This is a genomic window from Streptococcus sp. HMSC077D04, assembly GCF_001808785.1.
Lineage (GTDB): Bacteria > Bacillota > Bacilli > Lactobacillales > Streptococcaceae > Streptococcus > Streptococcus mitis_BX.
The window spans coordinates 326,057-345,932 of the sequence record NZ_KV794547.1; the positions used below are offsets into that span (position 1 = coordinate 326,057).

General features: G+C 41.9%; 19 protein-coding genes and 1 pseudogene. 6 read left to right on the plus strand and 14 right to left on the minus strand.

The window, feature by feature from the left end:
• The 5 genes and pseudogenes from HMPREF2701_RS10815 to parE form a co-directional block, all read right to left on the minus strand.
• A pseudogene (locus tag HMPREF2701_RS10815) lies at positions 1–114 on the minus strand (branched chain amino acid aminotransferase); the annotation flags it as partial.
• Between the two features lie 134 nt (positions 115–248).
• Entirely contained in the window at positions 249–2,720 is a 2,472-nt protein-coding gene (gene parC / locus HMPREF2701_RS08650) for a DNA topoisomerase IV subunit A (protein ID WP_083281747.1), read from the minus strand.
• A gap of 52 nt (positions 2,721–2,772) precedes the next feature.
• Positions 2,773–3,507 carry a CPBP family intramembrane glutamic endopeptidase gene (locus HMPREF2701_RS08655; RefSeq protein ID WP_049486802.1) on the minus strand — a complete coding sequence of 245 codons (735 nt, stop codon included), beginning with the start codon at positions 3,505–3,507 and terminating at the stop codon, positions 2,773–2,775.
• Positions 3,488–4,321: an aminoglycoside 6-adenylyltransferase gene (locus tag HMPREF2701_RS08660; protein WP_061590004.1), complete on the minus strand. Its 834-nt coding sequence runs from the start codon at positions 4,319–4,321 to the stop codon at positions 3,488–3,490. The genes HMPREF2701_RS08655 and HMPREF2701_RS08660 overlap by 20 nt, the downstream gene beginning before the upstream one ends.
• A 27-nt stretch (positions 4,322–4,348) precedes the next feature.
• Complete coding sequence (gene parE, locus HMPREF2701_RS08665) at positions 4,349–6,292, minus strand: DNA topoisomerase IV subunit B (RefSeq protein ID WP_004261495.1); 1,944 nt, start codon at positions 6,290–6,292, stop codon at positions 4,349–4,351.
• Positions 6,293–6,427: 135 nt separating this feature from the next.
• Here parE and plsY point away from each other — a divergent pair, with 135 nt between their 5' ends.
• The gene (plsY, locus tag HMPREF2701_RS08670; protein ID WP_061589976.1) at positions 6,428–7,069 is read left to right on the plus strand and encodes a glycerol-3-phosphate 1-O-acyltransferase PlsY; all 642 of its coding nucleotides are present in this window, start codon (positions 6,428–6,430) and stop codon (positions 7,067–7,069) included.
• A gap of 37 nt (positions 7,070–7,106) precedes the next feature.
• Here the strand turns inward: plsY and HMPREF2701_RS08675 are convergent, their stop codons facing one another.
• The 8 genes from HMPREF2701_RS08675 to HMPREF2701_RS08710 all read right to left on the minus strand — a co-directional run bounded on the left by HMPREF2701_RS08675 (position 7,107) and on the right by HMPREF2701_RS08710 (position 14,860).
• Positions 7,107–8,063, minus strand: a complete 957-nt coding sequence (locus HMPREF2701_RS08675) for an ABC transporter permease (RefSeq protein ID WP_060806312.1) — start codon at positions 8,061–8,063, stop codon at positions 7,107–7,109.
• Between the two features lie 2 nt (positions 8,064–8,065).
• Entirely contained in the window at positions 8,066–9,124 is a 1,059-nt protein-coding gene (locus HMPREF2701_RS08680) for an ABC transporter permease (protein ID WP_049491544.1), read from the minus strand.
• Entirely contained in the window at positions 9,117–10,652 is a 1,536-nt protein-coding gene (locus HMPREF2701_RS08685; protein WP_004261507.1) for an ABC transporter ATP-binding protein, read from the minus strand. The genes HMPREF2701_RS08680 and HMPREF2701_RS08685 overlap by 8 nt, the downstream gene beginning before the upstream one ends.
• A gap of 143 nt (positions 10,653–10,795) precedes the next feature.
• Complete coding sequence (locus tag HMPREF2701_RS08690; RefSeq protein ID WP_049543026.1) at positions 10,796–11,848, minus strand: BMP family lipoprotein; 1,053 nt, start codon at positions 11,846–11,848, stop codon at positions 10,796–10,798.
• A gap of 89 nt (positions 11,849–11,937) precedes the next feature.
• Complete coding sequence (locus HMPREF2701_RS08695) at positions 11,938–12,327, minus strand: cytidine deaminase (RefSeq protein WP_070482771.1); 390 nt, start codon at positions 12,325–12,327, stop codon at positions 11,938–11,940.
• A complete protein-coding gene (gene deoC / locus HMPREF2701_RS08700) occupies positions 12,314–12,976 on the minus strand; it encodes a deoxyribose-phosphate aldolase (protein ID WP_070482773.1) in 663 nt (220 codons plus the stop codon). The genes HMPREF2701_RS08695 and deoC overlap by 14 nt, the downstream gene beginning before the upstream one ends.
• A 19-nt stretch (positions 12,977–12,995) precedes the next feature.
• The gene (locus HMPREF2701_RS08705; protein ID WP_070482775.1) at positions 12,996–14,273 is read right to left on the minus strand and encodes a pyrimidine-nucleoside phosphorylase; all 1,278 of its coding nucleotides are present in this window, start codon (positions 14,271–14,273) and stop codon (positions 12,996–12,998) included.
• On the minus strand, positions 14,270–14,860 hold the full coding sequence (locus HMPREF2701_RS08710; protein ID WP_083281748.1) for a class I SAM-dependent methyltransferase: 591 nt from the start codon (positions 14,858–14,860) through the stop codon (positions 14,270–14,272). Before HMPREF2701_RS08710 ends, HMPREF2701_RS08705 begins: the two co-directional genes overlap by 4 nt.
• A gap of 173 nt (positions 14,861–15,033) precedes the next feature.
• On the opposite strand from HMPREF2701_RS08710, the gene coaA reads away from it, so the two are divergent.
• The 3 genes from coaA to HMPREF2701_RS08725 all read left to right on the plus strand — a co-directional run bounded on the left by coaA (position 15,034) and on the right by HMPREF2701_RS08725 (position 16,844).
• Positions 15,034–15,954 (plus strand): type I pantothenate kinase, encoded by a 921-nt coding sequence (coaA, locus tag HMPREF2701_RS08715; protein ID WP_061589980.1) that lies wholly within the window; start codon positions 15,034–15,036, stop codon positions 15,952–15,954.
• A 67-nt stretch (positions 15,955–16,021) separates the two neighbouring features.
• On the plus strand, positions 16,022–16,258 hold the full coding sequence (gene rpsT / locus HMPREF2701_RS08720) for a 30S ribosomal protein S20 (protein WP_001274000.1): 237 nt from the start codon (positions 16,022–16,024) through the stop codon (positions 16,256–16,258).
• A 52-nt stretch (positions 16,259–16,310) separates the two neighbouring features.
• Positions 16,311–16,844, plus strand: coding sequence for a DNA topology modulation protein (locus HMPREF2701_RS08725; protein ID WP_061589981.1), 534 nt, complete (start codon positions 16,311–16,313; stop codon positions 16,842–16,844).
• Between the two features lie 382 nt (positions 16,845–17,226).
• On the opposite strand, the gene HMPREF2701_RS08730 is transcribed toward HMPREF2701_RS08725, so the two are convergent.
• On the minus strand, positions 17,227–17,604 hold the full coding sequence (locus tag HMPREF2701_RS08730) for a YwiB family protein (protein WP_081109273.1): 378 nt from the start codon (positions 17,602–17,604) through the stop codon (positions 17,227–17,229).
• Positions 17,605–17,675: 71 nt separating this feature from the next.
• Between HMPREF2701_RS08730 and HMPREF2701_RS08735 the strand changes: the two genes are divergently transcribed.
• On the plus strand, positions 17,676–18,980 hold the full coding sequence (locus HMPREF2701_RS08735) for an HD domain-containing protein (protein ID WP_061589983.1): 1,305 nt from the start codon (positions 17,676–17,678) through the stop codon (positions 18,978–18,980).
• A gap of 12 nt (positions 18,981–18,992) precedes the next feature.
• Positions 18,993–19,799 (plus strand): sugar-phosphatase, encoded by an 807-nt coding sequence (gene yidA, locus HMPREF2701_RS08740; RefSeq protein WP_061589984.1) that lies wholly within the window; start codon positions 18,993–18,995, stop codon positions 19,797–19,799.
• Positions 19,800–19,876 lie beyond the last annotated feature (77 nt).

Here is a 19,876-nt window from a genome sequence, read left to right on the forward strand (position 1 = left end):
ATCTTCTGTAAGTTCTCCTTGATTCCATTGTCCATTTTTAAAATGAGCAATATAGCGATAAGGTAATTTCATATAGGAGAAACCAAGGTTCTCCCAATCAATCGTTACTGTCATATTCCACTCCTTATTCTAAAAACCTATTTCTTTTATTCTACACTATTTTTCTAAAATAGCAAGCATATTTTGTAATTTTCAGAAAATTTCTTCAATAAAAAGAACCAGCTCTGAGAACTGATTCTTTATTTCACTTATTTGGCTTCTGTAAATACTTCTTTAAGATAAGCGTCAAAAACTTCTTCATCTGAAATAGTATCAGAAATGAAGCTTCCGTTGCTAGTGCGTTCTGACAAGTTCAAGTCTTGCAATCGGCTTTCATAGATTGTTCCTTTGTTTGATTGAACAAGCAGAGTTTGGTCGTTCTCTTCCACATCTGTGCTGAAGAGATCACCAATAAAGCCTTGTTCTGCAACTGCTCCTGCCAAGAAGACACGATGCGGTTTGTTTTTCAACTCACGCAAGACTTGTAAGCCACGTTTGGCACGGCTGGTTGCCGGAATTTCGGCAATAGAAACACGTTTCAAACTTCCACGTTGGGTCAAGAGGTAGAAGGATGAGGTGTTACAGATAAAGGCGGATTGGAGGACATCATCTGCTTTCAGGTTCATAGCTTTGACCCCTGCAGCCTTAGCACCGACAACTGGTACCTCTTCGATATTGAAACGAAGGGCATAACCATTTTGGCTAATCAAAAGAACATCATCTAGTTTAATCGGAGCCACTGCTACAATCTGGTCTGTCTCGTCTTTGAGCTTAGCATACTTGACAGACTTAGATCTATAAGTCCGCCATGGAGTGAACTCTTTTCGCTCTACACGCTTGATTTGACCGAGACGAGTTGCAGTAAAGTAGGTTGTCGCATCATCAAACTGATCCACGACTTCCACATAGAGGATTTCTTCGTTAGTTTCAAAGTTTGTGAGGGTTTGGCTCAGATGCTCTCCGATATCCTTCCAGCGAATATCAGCCAATTCATGGATTGGTCGATAAATGACATTTCCAAGAGTCGTGAACATCAAGAGATGCTGGGTTGTCTTAGCAGCTTGTACAAAAATCAAACGGTCATCATCACGTTTGCCAATTTCTTCCAGAGTGGAAGCCGCAAAGGAACGTGGGCTGGTACGCTTGATGTAACCTGCCTTGGTCACACTGACGTATGTATCTTCCTCCGCAATCAGACTGGCTGTATCAATCTCAATTGCTTTCGCAGTGTCTTCTAAAGTACTCAAACGTGGAGTCGCAAATTTCTTCTTGACCTCACGAAGCTCTTTCTTCATGAGATTGTACATGGTCCGTTCATCACCGATAATGGCCGCAAGCATGGCAATTTTTTCACGAAGTTCCGCTTCTTCTTCCTGCAAGACAACCACGTCTGTATTGGTCAAACGGTAAAGTTGTAAGGTAACGATGGCCTCAGCCTGCTCCTCTGTGAATTCATAGCTGACCTTGAGATTTTCCTTGGCGTCAGCCTTATTTTCAGAAGCACGGATAAGAGCAATCACTTCGTCCAAAATCGAAATTACGCGAATCAAACCTTCAACGATATGGAGACGTTTCTCAGCCTTTTCCTTATCAAAACGGGAACGTGCCAAAATCACTTCACGACGGTGGGCGATATAGCTAGATAAGATTGGAACAATTCCAACCTGACGAGGTGTGAAATTGTCAATCGCCACCATGTTAAAGTTGTAGTTGATTTGCAGGTCAGTGTATTTGAAGAGATAGTTGAGTACAAGCTCGGTATTCGCATCTTTCTTAAGTTCAATAGCGATACGAAGACCGTCACGGTCAGACTCATCACGAACCTCAGCAATACCAGCTACTTTGTTATTGACACGAACATCATCAATTTTCTTAACTAGATTAGCCTTATTGATTTCATAAGGAATCTCAGTGATAACGATTTGTTCCTTACCACCTTTTAGCTTTTCAATCTCCGACTTGGAACGAACAACTACGCGTCCTTTCCCAGTTTCATAGGCCTTCTTGATTTCATCACGCCCTTGGATGATAGCCCCTGTAGGGAAGTCTGGACCAGGTAAGAATTCCATGAGCTTGTCCACCTTGGCTGTTGGGTGATCAATCATGTAAACCGTCGCATCAATGACCTCAGCCAAATTATGCGGTGGAATATCTGTGGCATAACCAGCCGAAATCCCAGTAGATCCATTGACCAAGAGGTTTGGAAAGGCTGCTGGCAAAACCGTCGGTTCTTTCTCGGTATCGTCAAAGTTCCAAGCAAAAGGAACTGTCTTTTTCTCGATATCCTGAAGAAGGTACCCAGCAATTTCAGACAAACGCGCCTCGGTATAACGCATTGCCGCCGGTGGATCTCCGTCCATAGAACCGTTATTACCGTGCATTTCAACTAGAATCTCACGATTTTTCCAGTCCTGAGACATACGAACCATGGCATCATAGATAGAATAATCCCCGTGTGGGTGAAAATTTCCCATGATGTTCCCGACAGACTTGGCCGACTTGCGGTAGCTCTTGTCAAAGGTATTGCCATCCTTATTCATAGAATAAAGAATACGACGCTGAACCGGCTTCAATCCATCACGAATGTCTGGCAAAGCCCGGTCTTGAATAATGTACTTGGAGTAGCGACCAAAGCGCTCTCCCATGATGTCCTCAAGGGACATGTTTTGAATGTTAGACATAATAATTCTCTTTTTAGTGTTTTAGTGTAGAGTAAATCTATAATTTATAAATTTAACTATTTCTTTGTAGGTAGTGAGAAAAGAAGAGCAATCCTACTAATCCTAGAATGAATAAAAGATTAATTTTAATAACAAATAAGCTAAGTAGGGTATTAATTAGACCGTGAAAAATGGCGCAAAAAAGGACCGACTTTGTCTTTTTGAAAACAGCTGCTAGAAGAATACTGAGATAAATTGCAAATAGACTGAATAATATAAAAGGCATCCCACTTTGGGAACTTCCAATCACAAACCATAAAGGTACATGCCATATTGCCCAAATACAACCTGTTATCAAACCGGAAATCCAAAAGGAGAATCTAGTTTCCAAAGTTGGTTGCAAGATGCCTCGCCATCCCAATTCTTCTTCGCCACCATAAACACAGACTGCACTCAAAAAAACAACTAACAAATTTCCTAGTGGAAAAGCCGGATTAAGCTCCTTAGAGGAGAAAGCAATGACACCTGTCTGCACGAAAATTAGTAAAAGAAATAACAAAATATATTTCTTTGAGTCCCCTAAGATAAAAGAGACTATGCTTTTAATGGATTTTTGAGGCAAACAAGAAATGGCTGCAATGGTTGGACCGAAACCTCCTAGTAAATGGAGAAAAACTCCTAGTGGACTTGTTAGACTTAAGAGGCTCATTTGCGTCAGAAATGCGAGCAATCCCCAACCAAATCCCCAAGAAATGAGAAAACTAATCAGTAAAAATTTTGTTATCTTATTATTTTGTAAATGTTTCATTTGTTTCGAGTCTCTCCTTAGCATACTCAATCATCTTCTCAGCTACTTCTTTATCGTAGTCAAAGCCCATCTTTTGGGCAAGGGACTGAGCCTCTTGGTGGAAAAGTTGCATCGTAGCAAACAAAGACTGAGTGATTTTGTCACTATTTGAGAAATCAAGTAGACTTGAGAATTCATTCTCTTTCTGAGCAGGCAAATAGTTAAAGATGTACTTATAATTTTTACCGATATCAACTGCTCCCCTATCACTTGCAACCTGCCAAGCTAAGACTTTTAACAACTCTTGCTGACAAATACCATAGAGATGGTCAGTGGCATAGATGACTTGCTTACGACAGATTCCTTTGACCACGTAGGCTGACACCCACCAAAATTCATTGCAGACTTTTTCAAACTCTATCGCACTAGCTGGGTTTGTCCAGTAACGCTCTAGATTTTGAGAATAGGGTTCAAATAAATGTTCTGGATCTTCTAAAACAGTGAATCCTGCCTCACTATCCACCCACTCTTTGATGTGCTCTTTTGGACAAAGAGTCAAATCAATGCGGTTACTATCTTCAAAGAGCATGAGGTATAGACGTCGTTGACCAAGACCAACTTCTTGCTCGATAATGCGTTTGCCAAACTGGTCCAACCAAGATAAATCTGTAATCAGCTCGTCCAGATTCTCTACAACATAGACTACGTCATAGTCTTGAAATTCATCTTTTGAGGCTTTTGTATCAGTCCGTGAACCAGACATGGCGACAGCCGCGACTTGTAAGGTTTCAGCAGTCTTTAAAATTACATCGAGCATTTCTGTTTCAGTTCTCATGTTGATACCCATTCATTAAAAACTAACTTAAAATACTGTTGCTTCCTCAAGCGTAAACTTGACATTATCTTCAATCCACTTACGGCGTGGTTCTACCTTGTCTCCCATGAGGACATTGACTCGACGTTCTGCGCGTGCTAGATCTTCAATCGTGACACGAATGAGAGTTCGAGTTTCTGGATTCATGGTTGTCTCCCAGAGTTGGTCTGCATTCATCTCACCAAGCCCCTTGTAGCGTTGGAGGGTAGCTCCTTTGCCAAATTGTTTACGGAGTTCCTCTAGCTCACCATCCGTCCATGCGTAGGCCACTTCTTCTTTCTTGCCTTTTCCTTTGGACATCTTGTAAAGAGGTGGAAGGGCGATATAAACATGTCCTGCCTCAACTAGCGGACGCATGTAGCGATAAAAGAATGTTAAAAGAAGAGTCTGGATATGGGCACCGTCAGTATCCGCATCGGTCATGATAATGATCTTGTCATAGTTGGCATCCTCAATAGAAAAATCTGCGCCAACACCCGCACCAATGGTATAAATCATGGTATTGATCTCTTCATTTTTGAGGATATCCGCCATCTTGGCCTTGGCTGTATTGATAACCTTACCACGAAGAGGCAAGATAGCCTGAAACTTGCGGTCACGACCTTGTTTGGCAGATCCACCGGCAGAGTCACCCTCGACCAGATAGAGTTCGTTCTTAGCTGGATTTTTAGACTGGGCTGGGGTCAATTTTCCAGACAACAATCCCTTATCTTTCTTATTCTTCTTCCCATTTCGGCTCTCATCACGCGCCTTACGTGCCGCTTCGCGAGCATCACGAGCCTTTATAGCCTTGCGAATAAGATTAGAAGCCAATTCTCCATTTTCCATGAGGAAGAAGGTCAACTTATCAGCCACTATTCCATCCACAACTGGGCGAGCTAGTGGACTTCCTAGTTTGTCCTTGGTCTGTCCTTCAAACTGGAGATGTTCTTCAGGAACCAAGATAGAAAGAACGGCTGCTAGTCCCTCACGATAGTCTGAACCTTCAAGGTTTTTATCTTTTTCCTTGAGAAGCCCCGTCTTACGCGCATAGTCATTCATGACCTTAGTGATAGCAGATTTGAGTCCAGTCTCATGTGTTCCACCATCCTTGGTGCGAACGTTATTGACAAAGGACAAAATATTATCTGAAAATCCATCATTGTACTGCAGTGCTACTTCCACTTGAAAACCATTGTCTTCCCCTTCAAAATAAAGGACTGGTGTCAAGGTTTCCTTGTCTTCGTTCAGATAAGAAACAAAGTCTTGTACCCCATTTTCATAGTGGAATTCAATCGCTTCGTCTGTGCGTTTATCCGTTAGAGACAAGGTCACATTTTTTAAAAGAAAGGCTGACTCATTGAGGCGTTCTGAGATGGTATTGTACTTGAAATCTGTCGTAGAGAAGATCGTCGCATCAGGCATAAACGTAACCTTGGTACCTGTTTTAGACTTGGGCGCTGTACCGATTTTCTTCAAAGTCGTAACAGGTTTGCCACCATTTTCAAAACGTTGCTTGTAGATTGCACCGTCACGAGTGATTTCAACTTCTAGCCAGCTAGAAAGGGCGTTAACTACGGAAGAACCCACCCCGTGCAGACCACCTGATGTCTTATAACCACCTTGACCGAATTTCCCTCCGGCGTGGAGAATGGTAAAGATTACTTCAACCGTTGGGATTCCCATCGCGTGCATACCTGTCGGCATACCACGTCCGTGGTCTTGAACCGTTAAACTGCCGTCTTTATTAATGGTCACATCAATACGGTCACCAAATCCAGACAAGGCCTCATCGACTGCATTGTCGACGATTTCCCAGACGAGGTGGTGGAGACCTGCCCCATCAGTCGATCCGATATACATCCCTGGACGTTTACGGACCGCATCCAACCCTTCTAGCACCTGAATGGCATCATCATTATAATTGTTAATATTGATTTCCTTTTTTGACACAAGGAACCTCCTATTCGTTCATCTTTACTATTCTACAGGTTTTCCAAGGATTTTGCAAAATTTTTCTTTCTCCGGTGTGACAATTTCAGAAGAGATTCTCTGCCTTTCTTCTCCATTTCATGATATAATAGGAGTATGATTACAATAGTTTTATTAATCCTAGCCTATCTGCTGGGTTCGATTCCGTCTGGTCTCTGGATTGGACAAGTATTCTTTCAAATCAATCTGCGCGAACATGGTTCTGGAAATACTGGAACAACCAATACCTTCCGCATTTTAGGCAAGACAGCTGGCATGGCAACCTTTGTCATTGACTTTTTTAAAGGAACCCTAGCAACACTTCTTCCAATTATTTTTCATCTGCAAGGCGTTTCGCCTCTCACCTTTGGACTTTTGGCTGTAATCGGCCATACCTTCCCTATCTTTGCAGGATTTAAGGGTGGCAAGGCTGTCGCAACCAGTGCGGGAGTGATTTTCGGATTTGCGCCTGTCTTCTGTCTCTACCTTGCAGTTGTTTTCTTTGGGACCCTCTATTTGGGTAGTATGATTTCACTGTCTAGTGTCACAGCATCTATCGCGGCTGTTATCGGAGTTCTACTCTTTCCACTTTTTGGTTTTATCCTGAGTCACTATAACCCTCTCTTCATCGCTATTATCCTAGCTCTTGCTAGTTTGATTATCATTCGTCATAAGGATAATATCACACGTATCAAAAATAAAACTGAAAATTTAGTCCCTTGGGGACTAAACCTAACTCATCAACATCCTAAAAAATAAAACGCCAGTTTGAACAGAACTGACGTTTTTTGTATGCTTATTTTGATTTGATATAGTTAATACCATCTGCTTTTGGTGCAACTGCTTTCCCAAAGAAGGCTGCCAAGACAAGAATTGTCAAAACATAAGGTGCGATTTGAAGATAAACAGTAGGCACTCCTTGTAGGAACGGCAATTGAGATCCGATAACAGCCAAACTTTGTGAAAGTCCAAAGAAAAGACTAGATAGCATGGCTCCGATTGGATTCCATTTCCCGAAAATCATCGCAGCAAGGGCGATAAATCCAGGTCCAACAATAGTTGTCACCGAGAAGTTAACTGAGATGGATTGAGCATAAATCGCTCCGCCAATTCCACCTAGGAAACCTGAAATAATAACCCCTAAATATCTCATCTTGTAGACATTGATTCCCAAAGTATCCGCTGCTTGAGGGTGTTCACCGACAGAGCGGAGACGAAGACCAAAGCGAGTCTTGAAGAGGATAAACCAAGCAAGGAAAGAGAAGGCAATCGCCAAGTAACCAAGTAGACTAGTTGACTTGAAGAAGATATCACCAATCACTGGGATATTCGCCAAGACTGGGAAATCAAAGCGTCCAAAAGTCTGAGTTAGGTTGTCAGTTTGTCCTTTGTTATAAAGAACTTTCACTAAAAAAACAGCCAAGGCAGGCGCCATCAAATTCAATACCGTACCGCTGACAACATGGTCTGCACGGAAATGAACCGTTGCTGCTGCGTGGATGATAGAGAAGAGACCACCAACCAATCCTGCAACTAGCAAAGATAGCCATGGAGTTGCTGCTCCAAATTGTTCTGCAAATTCAAGGTTAAAGACAACTCCAGAAAAGGCACCCATAACCATAATTCCTTCAAGGCCGACGTTTACCACACCACCACGTTCAGAGAAAACACCACCGATACTTGTAAAGATGAGGGGTGCTGAGTAAATCAGCATAGAAGACACCAAGAGGGTGAGCAAGGTTGTAATAGACATCTTTACTTACCTCCTTTAACTTGTTTTTTCGGTTTGACAAAGCGTTCGATAAGGTAATGAACACTGACAAAGAAGATAATAGACGCTGTTACAATGCTGACAAGCTCAGATGGTACCTGCGCCGCATTCATACCAGGGGCTCCAACTTGGAGAACACCAAATAGGAAAGCTGCAAAGAGAATACCAATTGGTGAATTTGCCGCAAGCAGACTAACCGCCATCCCGTTAAATCCGACAGCTAATGATGCCCCTTGAACATAGACGTTCTGGAAGGTTCCAAGTCCTTCAACGGCTCCACCAAGACCTGCCAAGGCACCTGAAATAATCATTGATAGAATGATTGTTCGTTTTGCAGAAATACCAGCATATTCTGAAGCATGTGGATTAAGACCAACCGCACGGATTTCAAAACCAAGAGTTGTTTTCTTGAGCATGAACCAAATGACTGCAACGGCAATGAGAGCAAAGAAAATACCGATATTCATCCGCGAATTACCAGTCAGCTCAGCCAACCAAGGTGTCTGGTAGGTTGCATTAGCCCCAACACGAATCGTAGAATCTGTACTTTGCATGAAGTCTTTAGGAAAGGCATGGATAAAGGCATTTCCTACATACAAGACAATGTAGTTCATCATGATGGTTACGATAACCTCTGATGTCCCTAGATAGGCTCTAAGAATACCTGGAATCGCTCCGACAATCCCACCAGCAATCAGGGCAATCACTATAGTCGCTAAAATCATCAAGGGACGCGGCATATCTGGATGAGATAAGGCAAACCAACCACTGAGAATCCAGCCTGCCAAAGCCTGACCAGGAAGTCCGACGTTAAAGAAACCAGCACGACTGGCAACAGCAAAACCAAGACCAATCAAGATTAGAGGTCCCATAGCACGGAAGATTTCACCAATCCCACGCAGACTACCAAAGGCTGTATAGAACAATTCTTCGTAGCCCCAAATAGCATCATAACCGAAGATCCACATGACAATGGCTCCAAGTAAAATTCCTAGGAAGACAGAAATCAAGGGAACCGAAATTTGTTGTAATTTTTTAGACATCACTCTTCTCCTTTCCCAAGTTTCCACCAGCCATCAAGACACCAAGTTCTTGTTTATTGGTTGTTTCTGGTGATACAATACCTTGAATTTTACCATCGTGGATAACGGCAATACGGTCTGAGACGTTTAAAATCTCATCCAATTCAAAGCTGACAACAAGGACAGCCTTGCCATTATCACGCTCTTCAATCAAGCGCTTGTGGATATATTCAATGGCACCGACATCCAAACCACGAGTTGGCTGGCTGACGATAAGGAGATCAGGATCACGATCAATTTCACGAGCAATAATTGCTTTTTGTTGATTCCCTCCTGAGAGTGCAGCTGCAGGAACAAATTCACTGGCAGCACGAACATCAAACTCTTCCATTAACTTTTTAGCATAAGAAGTAATATTTGAATAGTTCAAAATTCCATTTTTACTATGTGGTTCTTTATAGTAGGTTTGAAGGGCAATATTTTCAGATATCATCATTTCCAAAATCAAGCCATCACGGTGACGATCTTCTGGAACGTGCCCAACACTCAACTCTGTAATCTGACGTGGGTGCAAGCCTACAATTGAATCTCCTTTTAGCTCAATGCTACCAGATTCAACCTTGCGAAGACCTGTAATGGCTTGAATCAGTTCCGACTGACCATTTCCATCAATCCCCGCAATACCAACAATCTCTCCAGCACGAACATCCAAGGACAGATTTTTCACAGCTGGGACACCGCGGTTTTCATTGACCACCAAGTCTTTAATAGACAAGACCACTTCTTTGGGTTGAGAGGCTTGCTTCTCGGTTTTAAAGGAAACAGAACGACCCACCATCATTTCTGCCAAATCAGCATTGGTAGCCCCTGCGATTTCGACGGTTTCAATTGATTTCCCACGACGGATAACTGTAACGCGGTCAGAAACTGCGCGAATCTCGTCCAACTTGTGAGTAATCAAGATAATTGATTTTCCTTCTTTGACAAGATTTTTCAAAATAGCCATCAACTCATCAATTTCTGATGGAGTCAAAACAGCCGTTGGTTCATCAAAGATAAGGATATCAGCCCCCCGATAAAGGGTTTTTAAAATTTCTACACGTTGTTGGGCTCCAACTGAGATGTCTGCCACCTTGGCAGAAGGGTCAACAGCTAAGCCATAACGTTCAGAAAGAGCCTTGATTTCTTTGCTAGCTCCAGCAATATCTAGCACACCATTTTTAGTTAATTCACTTCCTAAAATGATGTTTTCAGCCACTGTGAAGGCTTCTACCAACATAAAGTGCTGGTGAACCATCCCGATTCCCAAGCTAGCTGCTTTAGATGGTGAGTCGAGGTTGACAACTTGACCGTTGACCACAATTTCACCACTGGTTGGTTCAAGAAGCCCTGCTAACATATTCATTAGCGTGGACTTTCCAGCCCCATTTTCTCCTAAAAGTGCATGAATTTCACCTTTTCGTAGGTGCAGGTTGATTTTGTCGTTGGCAACAAATTCACCAAACACCTTGGTAATATCACGCATCTCAATGACATTTTCGTGTGCCATGTGCTCTTCCTTTCAGAGTCTTATTTTATTTCAATAAAACTTGCTAGTTTGTCTAGTAGCAAGCTTTACTGAGACAAAATGATTTTGTCTCAACTCTTAAAAAAGCGGCCGAGGGCCGCTTCCTAAGAAATGACTTCCATCCATTATTTTGCAGGAACTTTTACGCTTCCATCAAGGATTTTAGCTTTTGCATCTTCAACGGCTTTTTTACCTTCTTCAGAAAGGTTAGTTGTTACCAAGTCAACCCCTTTATCTTTCAATGAGTAAACAATCACTTGACCGCCAGGGAATTCACCTTTTTCTGCCTTGTTAGAAATATCTTTTACAGTTGTACCAACTTGTTTCAAAGTAGATGCAAGAACAAAGTTTGATTCTTTGCCATCTTTAGAAGTGTATTTACCTTCTGCTTCTTGGTCACGGTCAACACCGATAACCCAAACTTTTTCATTTTCAGGACGGCTTTCGTTGAGTGATTTTGCTTCTGCAAAGACACCAGCACCTGTACCACCAGCTACTTGGTAAACAATATCTGCACCGGCTGCGTATTGTGCAGCTGCAATTGTTTTACCTTTAGCAGCATCACCAAATGAACCAGCGTAGTCAACTTGGACTTTGATAGATGGGTCTACTGACGCAACACCAGCCTTGAATCCTGCTTCAAAACGAGAGATAACTTCTGACTCCTGCCCACCTACAAAACCAACTTGTTTTGTCTTAGTTGTTTTTGCTGCAGCTACACCTGCAAGGTAACCTGACTCATTATCAGCGAAAGTTACGCTCGCAACATTCTTTTGATCTTTAATCACATCATCAATCAAGACATAGTTCAAATCAGTGTGCTCTGCTGCTGCATCTTTAACTGCATTGTGAAGGGCAAAACCAACACCAAAGATTAGGTTGTAACTTCCAGCCGCTTGTTGCAAGTTGTTAGCGTAGTCAGCTTCACTTGTTGATTGGAAGTAAGTGAAACCGTTATCTTTTGAAAGATTGTGTTCTTTACCCCAAGCCTGCAAACCTTCCCAAGCTGATTGGTTGAATGATTTGTCATCAACACCACCAGTATCAGTGACGATTGCTGCTTTTGTCTTCACATCAGAAGATGAATCTGCCTTACGAGAAGAGCGGTTACCACATGCAGCAAGTCCAACTGCTGCCACTGCTACTAGGCCAAGACCTAGCCATTGTTTCTTGTTCATTACTGAACCTCCTAAATAAGATGTGCAACGATGTTGCAAGTATGGATTGGTTGGCCACAAGGACCGTGCCACTCAGAGAGCGACTCAGACTAATTTAAGTCTGTAAAAGAGTATGGAAGTAACTCCCCGACCGTCATCTCGACCGTCGATTTATCTTTTGCGACTAAGGTCACTTTTAGATCTTGTTCAAAAAATTCGACCATTACTTGGCGACAAGCACCACATGGTGAAATCGGTTTTTCAGTTTGACCATAAACAATCAGCTCTGAAAATTCTCTTTGCCCTTCGGAAACTGCTTTAAAAATCGCTGTACGCTCTCCGCAGTTGGTCAAAGGATAGCTAGCATTCTCAATATTGACACCTGTATAAGTGCTACCATCTTTTGTCACTAAAACAGCTCCGACTGGAAAATGAGAATAGGGCACATAGGCTTTCTTGCTGGTTTCAATTGCTAGTTCAATCAACTCAGTAGTCGCCATCAGCCAATTCTCCTTTTAAAATGGCTACCCCAGCTGACGTTCCAATACGGGTCGCCCCTGCTTCTACAAATGCAAGAGCACCTGCATAAGAACGAGCTCCGCCGGCAGCCTTGACACCCATTTCTGGTCCAACTGTTTCACGCATTAATCTAACATCTGCTACCGTAGCACCACCAGTTGAAAAGCCAGTTGAAGTTTTTACGAAGTCAGCTCCCGCTTTTTGAGCTAATTGGCAAGCCACAACTTTTTCTTGGTCTGTAAGAAGACAAGCTTCAATAATGACTTTCACTAACTTGTCACCACTTGCTTCTACAACAGCACGGATGTCCGATTCAACCAAATCAAGATTACCTGTTTTGAGAGCTCCAACATTGATCACCATATCAATCTCGTCTGCACCATTTTGGATAGCTTCTTTTGTTTCAAATGCTTTCACAGCTGAAATTGTTGCTCCCAAAGGGAAACCTACTACTGTGCAGATCTTGACATCTGTGCCTTCAAGCCCTTTTTTAGCATGTTCAACCCAGGTCGGATTAACGCAAACACTGGCAAAATCATACTCTCTAGCTTCAGACAGCAAACAATCAATTTGATTTTCTGTCGCATCTTGTTTCAAAAGTGTATGATCGATATATTTATTTAATTTCATATTCGGATTCTCCTGCAGTTTATGAGATTATTTCTATGATTTCTCGTAAACTTTGCACACTATCATTTATTTTAACATATTTTTGAAAATCTGTAACTAGCTGAGGAGAAATTTTTCCATTTGTGTATACTTTTGCAACAATTTCTCCCTTTTGAACGGAATCTCCAACTTTCTTTTCAAAAACAATTCCTGTTTCATAGTCCAAGGCATCAGACTTGACTGCACGGCCTGCCCCCAGTCTCATAGCATAAAGCCCAAATTCCATAGCTGGAAGAGCTGAGATAATACCCGTTTCCTGAGCAGGGATTTCCACAACATGGGCCACATTTACAGGACGATAGAGGTCTTCCAAGTCTCCACCTTGGGATTTGACCATCTCCTCAAACTTAGCAAGCGCTTGTCCATTTTCAAGATGTTGGCGAACTTCTTCAACTGTTTTATTTACATTTGCCAAACCAAGCATAATTTGAGCCAATTCACAGATGAAGTGGGTAATATCCTGGCGGCCTTGACCTTGTAAAATCTCCAGTGCTTCAAGGATCTCCAGACGATTTCCAATCGCTCGTCCCAATGGCTGACTCATATCCGTAATCACTGCTACCGTCTTCCGGCCAACAGCCTTACCAAGATCCACCATGGTTTGAGCCAATTCACGCGCCTCATCAACCGTCTTCATGAAGGCACCCTCACCGACAGTCACGTCTAGCAGAATAGCATCCGCTCCTGCCGCAATTTTCTTGCTCATTACCGAACTCGCAATCAAAGGAATCGTGTCAACAGTTGCGGTCACATCACGGAGAGCGTAGAGAAGCTTATCCGCTTTGACCAGCTGATCTGATTGCCCAATGACAGATACTCCAATATCCTGCACTTGATTAATGAAATCCTCTTGACTACGTTCTACTTGATAACCCTTAATGGACTCCAATTTATCAATTGTTCCGCCTGTATAGCCGAGACCACGACCACTCATTTTTGCCACAGGCACACCGAAACTAGCAACAAGAGGAGCTAAAATCAAGGTCACCTTGTCACCAACACCACCCGTAGAATGCTTGTCAACCTTAACCCCATCAATAGCTGATAAATCAAACTCTTGCCCTGTCTTGACCATCTTCATAGTTAGGTCAGAGATTTCTCGAGTCGTCATTCCTTTGAAATAAACAGCCATAGCAAAGGCAGACATCTGATAATCAGGGACAATTCCTGACACATAGCCTTCTACCAGCCATTCAATTTCACTCGAAGTCAGTTCTTGACCGTCTCGTTTTTTTTGGATTAAATCAACTGCTCTCATTCTTTCACACTTCTAAGGATGTAGTATCCCTTATCTTTTTTAACGACTTCACAATTGCCAAACACTTCTTCCATCTTTGACTTGGCGCTTGGGGCCCCTTGTTTTTTCTGGATAACAATTGTTAAATCTCCACCAGTTTCCAAGAAATCTTTACTTTTCTCAACGATTTCATGAACCACTTGCTTTCCCGCACGGATAGGAGGATTGGAAATGACGTGGTCAAATGTGCCTTCAACTTGTTCATAGATGTTAGACTGGAAAATCGTCGCTTCTACTTTATTTCGTTCAGCATTTTGTCGCGCCAAATCCAAGGCACGATTATTAATATCGACCATGGTCGCCTGAACTCCATAAGCCTTAGCCAAGGACAAGCCCAAAGGCCCGTAACCACAGCCTACATCAAGGACAGTTTCTCCTTGGTTGACCTCAAGACACTTGAGCAAGAGTTGACTTCCAAAGTCAACCATTTTCTTGCTAAAAACACCCGCATCCGTCAAAAAGGTCATTTTTTCTCCCAACAAGTCCACTCTCAACTCATGAATGTCGTGAGCAGCGTCAGGATTTTCTGCATAATACATTTTACTCATGAAACTATTTTACCATAATTTAACGAAATATTAAATCGTTTCCAAGTAATTTGACAATACAGATGTAGTTTGTCATTATTGTTTTAATCGAGAGAAACTTTTTCTATAAGATACTAGATGTTTTTAGTCCCAAAATATGCTATACTAAGATATCGAATCAGAAAGACAAACTTATGACCAACGAATTTTTACATTTTGAAAAAATCAGTCGCCAGACTTGGCAATCTTTACATCGGAAGACAACACCTCCTTTGACAGAAGAGGAATTAGAATCCATCAAGAGTTTTAATGACCAGATTAGTCTACAGGATGTTACCGATGTCTATCTTCCCCTAGCCCATCTCATCCAAATTTACAAACGTACCAAGGATGATTTGGCCTTTTCAAAAGGAATTTTCCTTCAACGCGAAAGCAAATCCCAGCCTTTTATCATTGGGGTTTCTGGTAGTGTTGCCGTTGGAAAATCCACAACCAGTCGCCTACTTCAAATCCTACTGTCTCGTACACTTACAGATGCTAGGGTTGAGTTGGTAACAACTGACGGCTTTCTCTATCCCAACCAGACCTTGATTGAACAGGGGATTTTAAATCGCAAGGGATTTCCTGAAAGTTATGATATGGAATCTCTTCTCAACTTCTTGGATCGCATCAAAAATGGACAAGATGTAGATATTCCTGTCTATTCTCATGAAGTCTACGACATCGTACCCGAGGAAAAGCAAAGCGTCAAAGCTGCTGATTTTGTCATTGTTGAGGGAATAAATGTCTTTCAAAATCCACAAAACGAACGTCTCTACATTACTGATTTCTTTGACTTTTCCATCTATGTTGATGCTGCAGTCGATGACATCGAGAGTTGGTATCTCGACCGTTTCTTGAAAATGCTGAGCCTAGCCCAAAACGACCCTGATAGCTACTATTATCGTTTTACTCAAATGCCGATTGGAGAAGTGGAGTCCTTTGCCCATCAGGTCTGGACCAGTATCAATCTCACAAATTTACAAAATTATATTGAACCGACCAGAAATCGTGCGGAAGTGATTCTTCATAAAACAAAGAACCATGAAATAGATGAAATTTACTTAAAAAAATAATTTTCCCTTGTCAAAACATAAGTTTTCAGATATAATGGTATAGTTAGTAAATATGGAGGTAAGAACATTGGCAAACATTAAATCAGCTATCAAACGCGCTGAATTGAACGTTAAACAAAACGAAAAGAACTCAGCTCAAAAATCAGCTATGCGTACTGCTATCAAAGCTTTCGAAGCAAACCCATCTGAAGAACTTTTCCGTGCTGCTAGCTCAGCTATCGATAAAGCAGAAACTAAAGGTTTGATTCACAAAAACAAAGCAAGCCGCGACAAAGCTCGTCTTTCAGCTAAACTTGCTAAATAAGAAACAGTCCATAGAGGCTGTTTTTTTGTCCTCAAATAGGAAAAGGTAGAAAATGAAAATCGCAATTATCGGATATTCTGGTGCTGGTAAGTCAACTCTAGCCGAAAAGTTGTCTCACTGCTACTCCATCCCAAAACTGCACATGGACACACTCCAATTTCAACCCGGTTGGCAAGACAGTGACCGTGAATGGATGTTGTCCGAGATGAATAACTTTCTCACCAAGCATGAAGCTTGGGTTATTGATGGTAATTATTCTTGGTGTTTCTATGAGGAAAGAATGCAGGATGCTGACCAAATCATCTTTCTTAATTTTTCGCCATTGACCTGTCTCTTTCGAGCCTTTAAACGATACCTCAAATACCGAGGCAAGGTCAGAGAAAGTATGGCAGCTGGTTGTCAAGAACAATTTAATTGGGAGTTTATCAGATGGATTCTCTGGGATGGACGGAGCAAATCCGCTAAGGAACGCTACAAGTGGATTCAAGAAACCTATCCAGATAAAGTTGTTATCCTTAGGTCTCAAAAGGAGATAGATTACTTTATAAAGACTCACGCAAACAAGAAGAAAAACCAACGTGGATAATGTTAGTACTATTTGGAATACAAATCCCCTTTTTGGGGGCTATTTTTCCAAAAGATTTTCTTCATTATTTACCAATCTATCCTATCTAAAACTCTGAATTCTATAGAAATGAAAAGGGACATTCACTGTCCCTTTTATCAATTTTTAGATTTTGAATATACAATAATCACAATCGCTAGGCCTCAAATCCTCTTTACTCATTTGGAATAAGTATAAGGGAAGACGGATATTATATTTAGCTTTCATAAATAATAGGTAATGGAATGATTGTTATAACCTTAATCTGAAAAAATAAAGGTTTCAGCTACTAAAAATGTGCAAGAAAAGCTTGATTTCATAAACTTTATCAGCTTCGTTGCTATAACCTCGTCCCCAGTCATACCTAGCCCCAAGTAATTTCCAATTGATAGCTGGCAAAGGGATATCCCTCTTGGTTTTGTAGTTGATAGTCTAAATGAATCTTTTGCCCATCAACTTCATAACGACTGGTTTGGATAATAAACTCCTGCATGCCCATGGGTGTAGGAATATAGGCCAAACTATCACTATCCTTCAGAAAGCGCATAATGGTCTTGGGATTAGAAAATCGGCTCATCACCAACTCTTGACCATGAAATCTAATAACTACTTTTTCCTTTTCTTCATTATAGAAAAGCAGGTAGCTATAGTCCCCCTTTTCATGCACTTCCACGTCATAGAGCTGGTCAATCACTTCCAACTGCTCATCAAACTGAATCGTATTTCGCATCCGAATCTTCACATCAGGTCCTCTTTCTTGTCTCTTGTCCTACTATTTTACCAAAAAGAGAAGGATTTTGCTATAATGGTCATATGAACGAAAAAGTATTCCGTGACCCAGTTCACAACTACATCCATGTCAATAATCAAATCATCTATGACTTGATTAATACAAAAGAATTTCAGCGTTTGCGTCGTATCAAACAACTGGGAACTTCCAGTTATACCTTCCACGGTGGAGAACACAGTCGCTTCTCCCATTGTCTTGGAGTCTATGAGATTGCTCGTCGCATCACAGAGATTTTTGAAGAAAAATACCCTGACGAATGGAATCCTGCCGAGTCTCTCTTGACCATGACTGCTGCCCTCCTACATGACCTAGGACACGGTGCCTACTCCCACACCTTTGAAAATCTCTTTGATACAGACCATGAAGCCATTACTCAGGAGATTATCCAAAGTCCTGAAACGGAGATTCACCAAGTCTTGCTACAAGTAGCGCCAGACTTTCCAGAAAAGGTAGCCAGTGTTATTGATCATACCTATCCTAACAAGCAGGTTGTGCAACTCATTTCCAGCCAAATCGATGCGGACCGCATGGACTATCTCTTGCGCGACTCCTATTTTACAGGAGCTTCTTATGGGGAATTTGACCTGACTCGGATTTTACGTGTCATTCGTCCTATCGAAAATGGAATCGCATTTCAGCGCAATGGCATGCATGCCATTGAAGACTACGTCCTCAGTCGCTACCAGATGTACATGCAGGTTTATTTCCACCCTGCAACACGTGCCATGGAAGTTCTCCTGCAGAATCTTCTCAAGCGCGCCAAGGAACTCTATCCAAAAGACAAAGATTTCTTTGCACGAACTTCCCCACACCTCCTGCCATTCTTTGAAAAAAATGTGACCTTATCTGATTATCTGGCTCTGGATGATGGAGTGATGAATACCTACTTCCAGCTCTGGATGACCAGTCCTGACAAGATTTTAGCAGACTTATCACAACGTTTTGTCAACCGCAAGGTCTTTAAATCCATTACCTTTTCACAAGAGGATCAAGACCAACTCGCCAGCATGAGAAAATTGGTCGAGGACATTGGCTTTGATCCCGACTACTATACTGCCATTCATAAGAACTTTGACCTCCCTTATGATATCTATCGTCCCGAATCTGAAAATCCACGGACACAGATTGAGATTTTACAAAAAAATGGAGAACTGGCTGAACTCTCTAGCCTGTCTCCTATCGTCCAATCCCTTGCTGGTAGTCGCCACGGAGACAATCGCTTCTATTTCCCGAAAGAAATGTTAGACCAAAACAGCATCTTCGCAAGCATCACCCAGCAATTTTTACACTTGATTGAGAACGATCATTTTACCCCAAATAAAAACTAGAAGAGGAAATTTATGAGTATTAAACTAATTGCCGTTGATATCGACGGAACCCTAGTCAATAGCCAAAAGGAAATCACTCCTAAAGTCTTTTCTGCCATCCAAGATGCCAAACAAGCTGGTGTCAAAGTCGTAATTGCAACTGGCCGCCCTATCGCAGGTGTTGCCAAACTTCTGGACGACTTGCAGTTGAGAGACGAGGGTGACTATGTGGTGACCTTCAACGGTGCCCTTGTCCAAGAAACTGCTACTGGACATGAGATTATCAGCGAATCCTTAACCTATGAGGATTATCTGGATATGGAATTCCTCAGTCGTAAGCTCGGTGTTCACATGCATGCTATTACTAAGGATGGTATCTACACTGCAAATCGCAATATCGGAAAATACACTGTGCACGAATCAACCCTCGTCAGCATGCCTATCTTCTACCGCACCCCTGAAGAAATGGCTGACAAGGAAATCGTTAAATGTATGTTCATCGATGAACCTGAGATTCTCGATGCTGCCATTGAAAAAATCCCAGCAGAATTTTACGAACGCTACTCCATCAACAAATCGGCTCCTTTCTACCTCGAACTCCTTAAAAAGAATGTAGATAAGGGTTCAGCCATCACTCACTTAGCTGAAAAACTAGGATTGACCAAAGATGAAACCATGGCGATCGGTGACGAAGAAAATGACCGTGCCATGCTGGAAGTCGTTGGCAATCCAGTTGTCATGGAAAATGGAAATCCAGAAATCAAAAAAATCGCCAAATACATAACTAAATCTAACGATGAATCCGGCGTTGCCCATGCCATCCGTACATGGGTACTGTAAAAGGGTATGAATAGACGAAAACCGCTCAGCTGAGCGGTTTTTTCCAAATCAAGAATTTTCTATACCATCATTTTTTT

Bases quoted from the DNA above. Each gene is read 5' to 3' on its own strand.
- HMPREF2701_RS08735 (WP_061589983.1), top strand. From the start codon at position 17,676: ATGAACGAAAAAGTATTCCGTGACCCAGTTCACAACTACATCCATGTC.
- HMPREF2701_RS08725 (WP_061589981.1), top strand. From the start codon at position 16,311: ATGAAAATCGCAATTATCGGATATTCTGGTGCTGGTAAGTCAACTCTA.
- yidA (WP_061589984.1), top strand. From the start codon at position 18,993: ATGAGTATTAAACTAATTGCCGTTGATATCGACGGAACCCTAGTCAAT.
- plsY (WP_061589976.1), top strand. From the start codon at position 6,428: ATGATTACAATAGTTTTATTAATCCTAGCCTATCTGCTGGGTTCGATT.
- HMPREF2701_RS08690 (WP_049543026.1), bottom strand. From the start codon at position 11,848: ATGAACAAGAAACAATGGCTAGGTCTTGGCCTAGTAGCAGTGGCAGCA.
- HMPREF2701_RS08680 (WP_049491544.1), bottom strand. From the start codon at position 9,124: ATGTCTAAAAAATTACAACAAATTTCGGTTCCCTTGATTTCTGTCTTC.
- deoC (WP_070482773.1), bottom strand. From the start codon at position 12,976: ATGAAATTAAATAAATATATCGATCATACACTTTTGAAACAAGATGCG.
- HMPREF2701_RS08685 (WP_004261507.1), bottom strand. From the start codon at position 10,652: ATGGCACACGAAAATGTCATTGAGATGCGTGATATTACCAAGGTGTTT.
- HMPREF2701_RS08660 (WP_061590004.1), bottom strand. From the start codon at position 4,321: ATGAGAACTGAAACAGAAATGCTCGATGTAATTTTAAAGACTGCTGAA.
- HMPREF2701_RS08675 (WP_060806312.1), bottom strand. From the start codon at position 8,063: ATGTCTATTACAACCTTGCTCACCCTCTTGGTGTCTTCTATGCTGATT.
- HMPREF2701_RS08710 (WP_083281748.1), bottom strand. From the start codon at position 14,860: ATGAGTAAAATGTATTATGCAGAAAATCCTGACGCTGCTCACGACATT.
- coaA (WP_061589980.1), top strand. From the start codon at position 15,034: ATGACCAACGAATTTTTACATTTTGAAAAAATCAGTCGCCAGACTTGG.
- HMPREF2701_RS08705 (WP_070482775.1), bottom strand. From the start codon at position 14,273: ATGAGAGCAGTTGATTTAATCCAAAAAAAACGAGACGGTCAAGAACTG.
- HMPREF2701_RS08695 (WP_070482771.1), bottom strand. From the start codon at position 12,327: ATGGCGACTACTGAGTTGATTGAACTAGCAATTGAAACCAGCAAGAAA.
- parC (WP_083281747.1), bottom strand. From the start codon at position 2,720: ATGTCTAACATTCAAAACATGTCCCTTGAGGACATCATGGGAGAGCGC.
- HMPREF2701_RS08655 (WP_049486802.1), bottom strand. From the start codon at position 3,507: ATGAAACATTTACAAAATAATAAGATAACAAAATTTTTACTGATTAGT.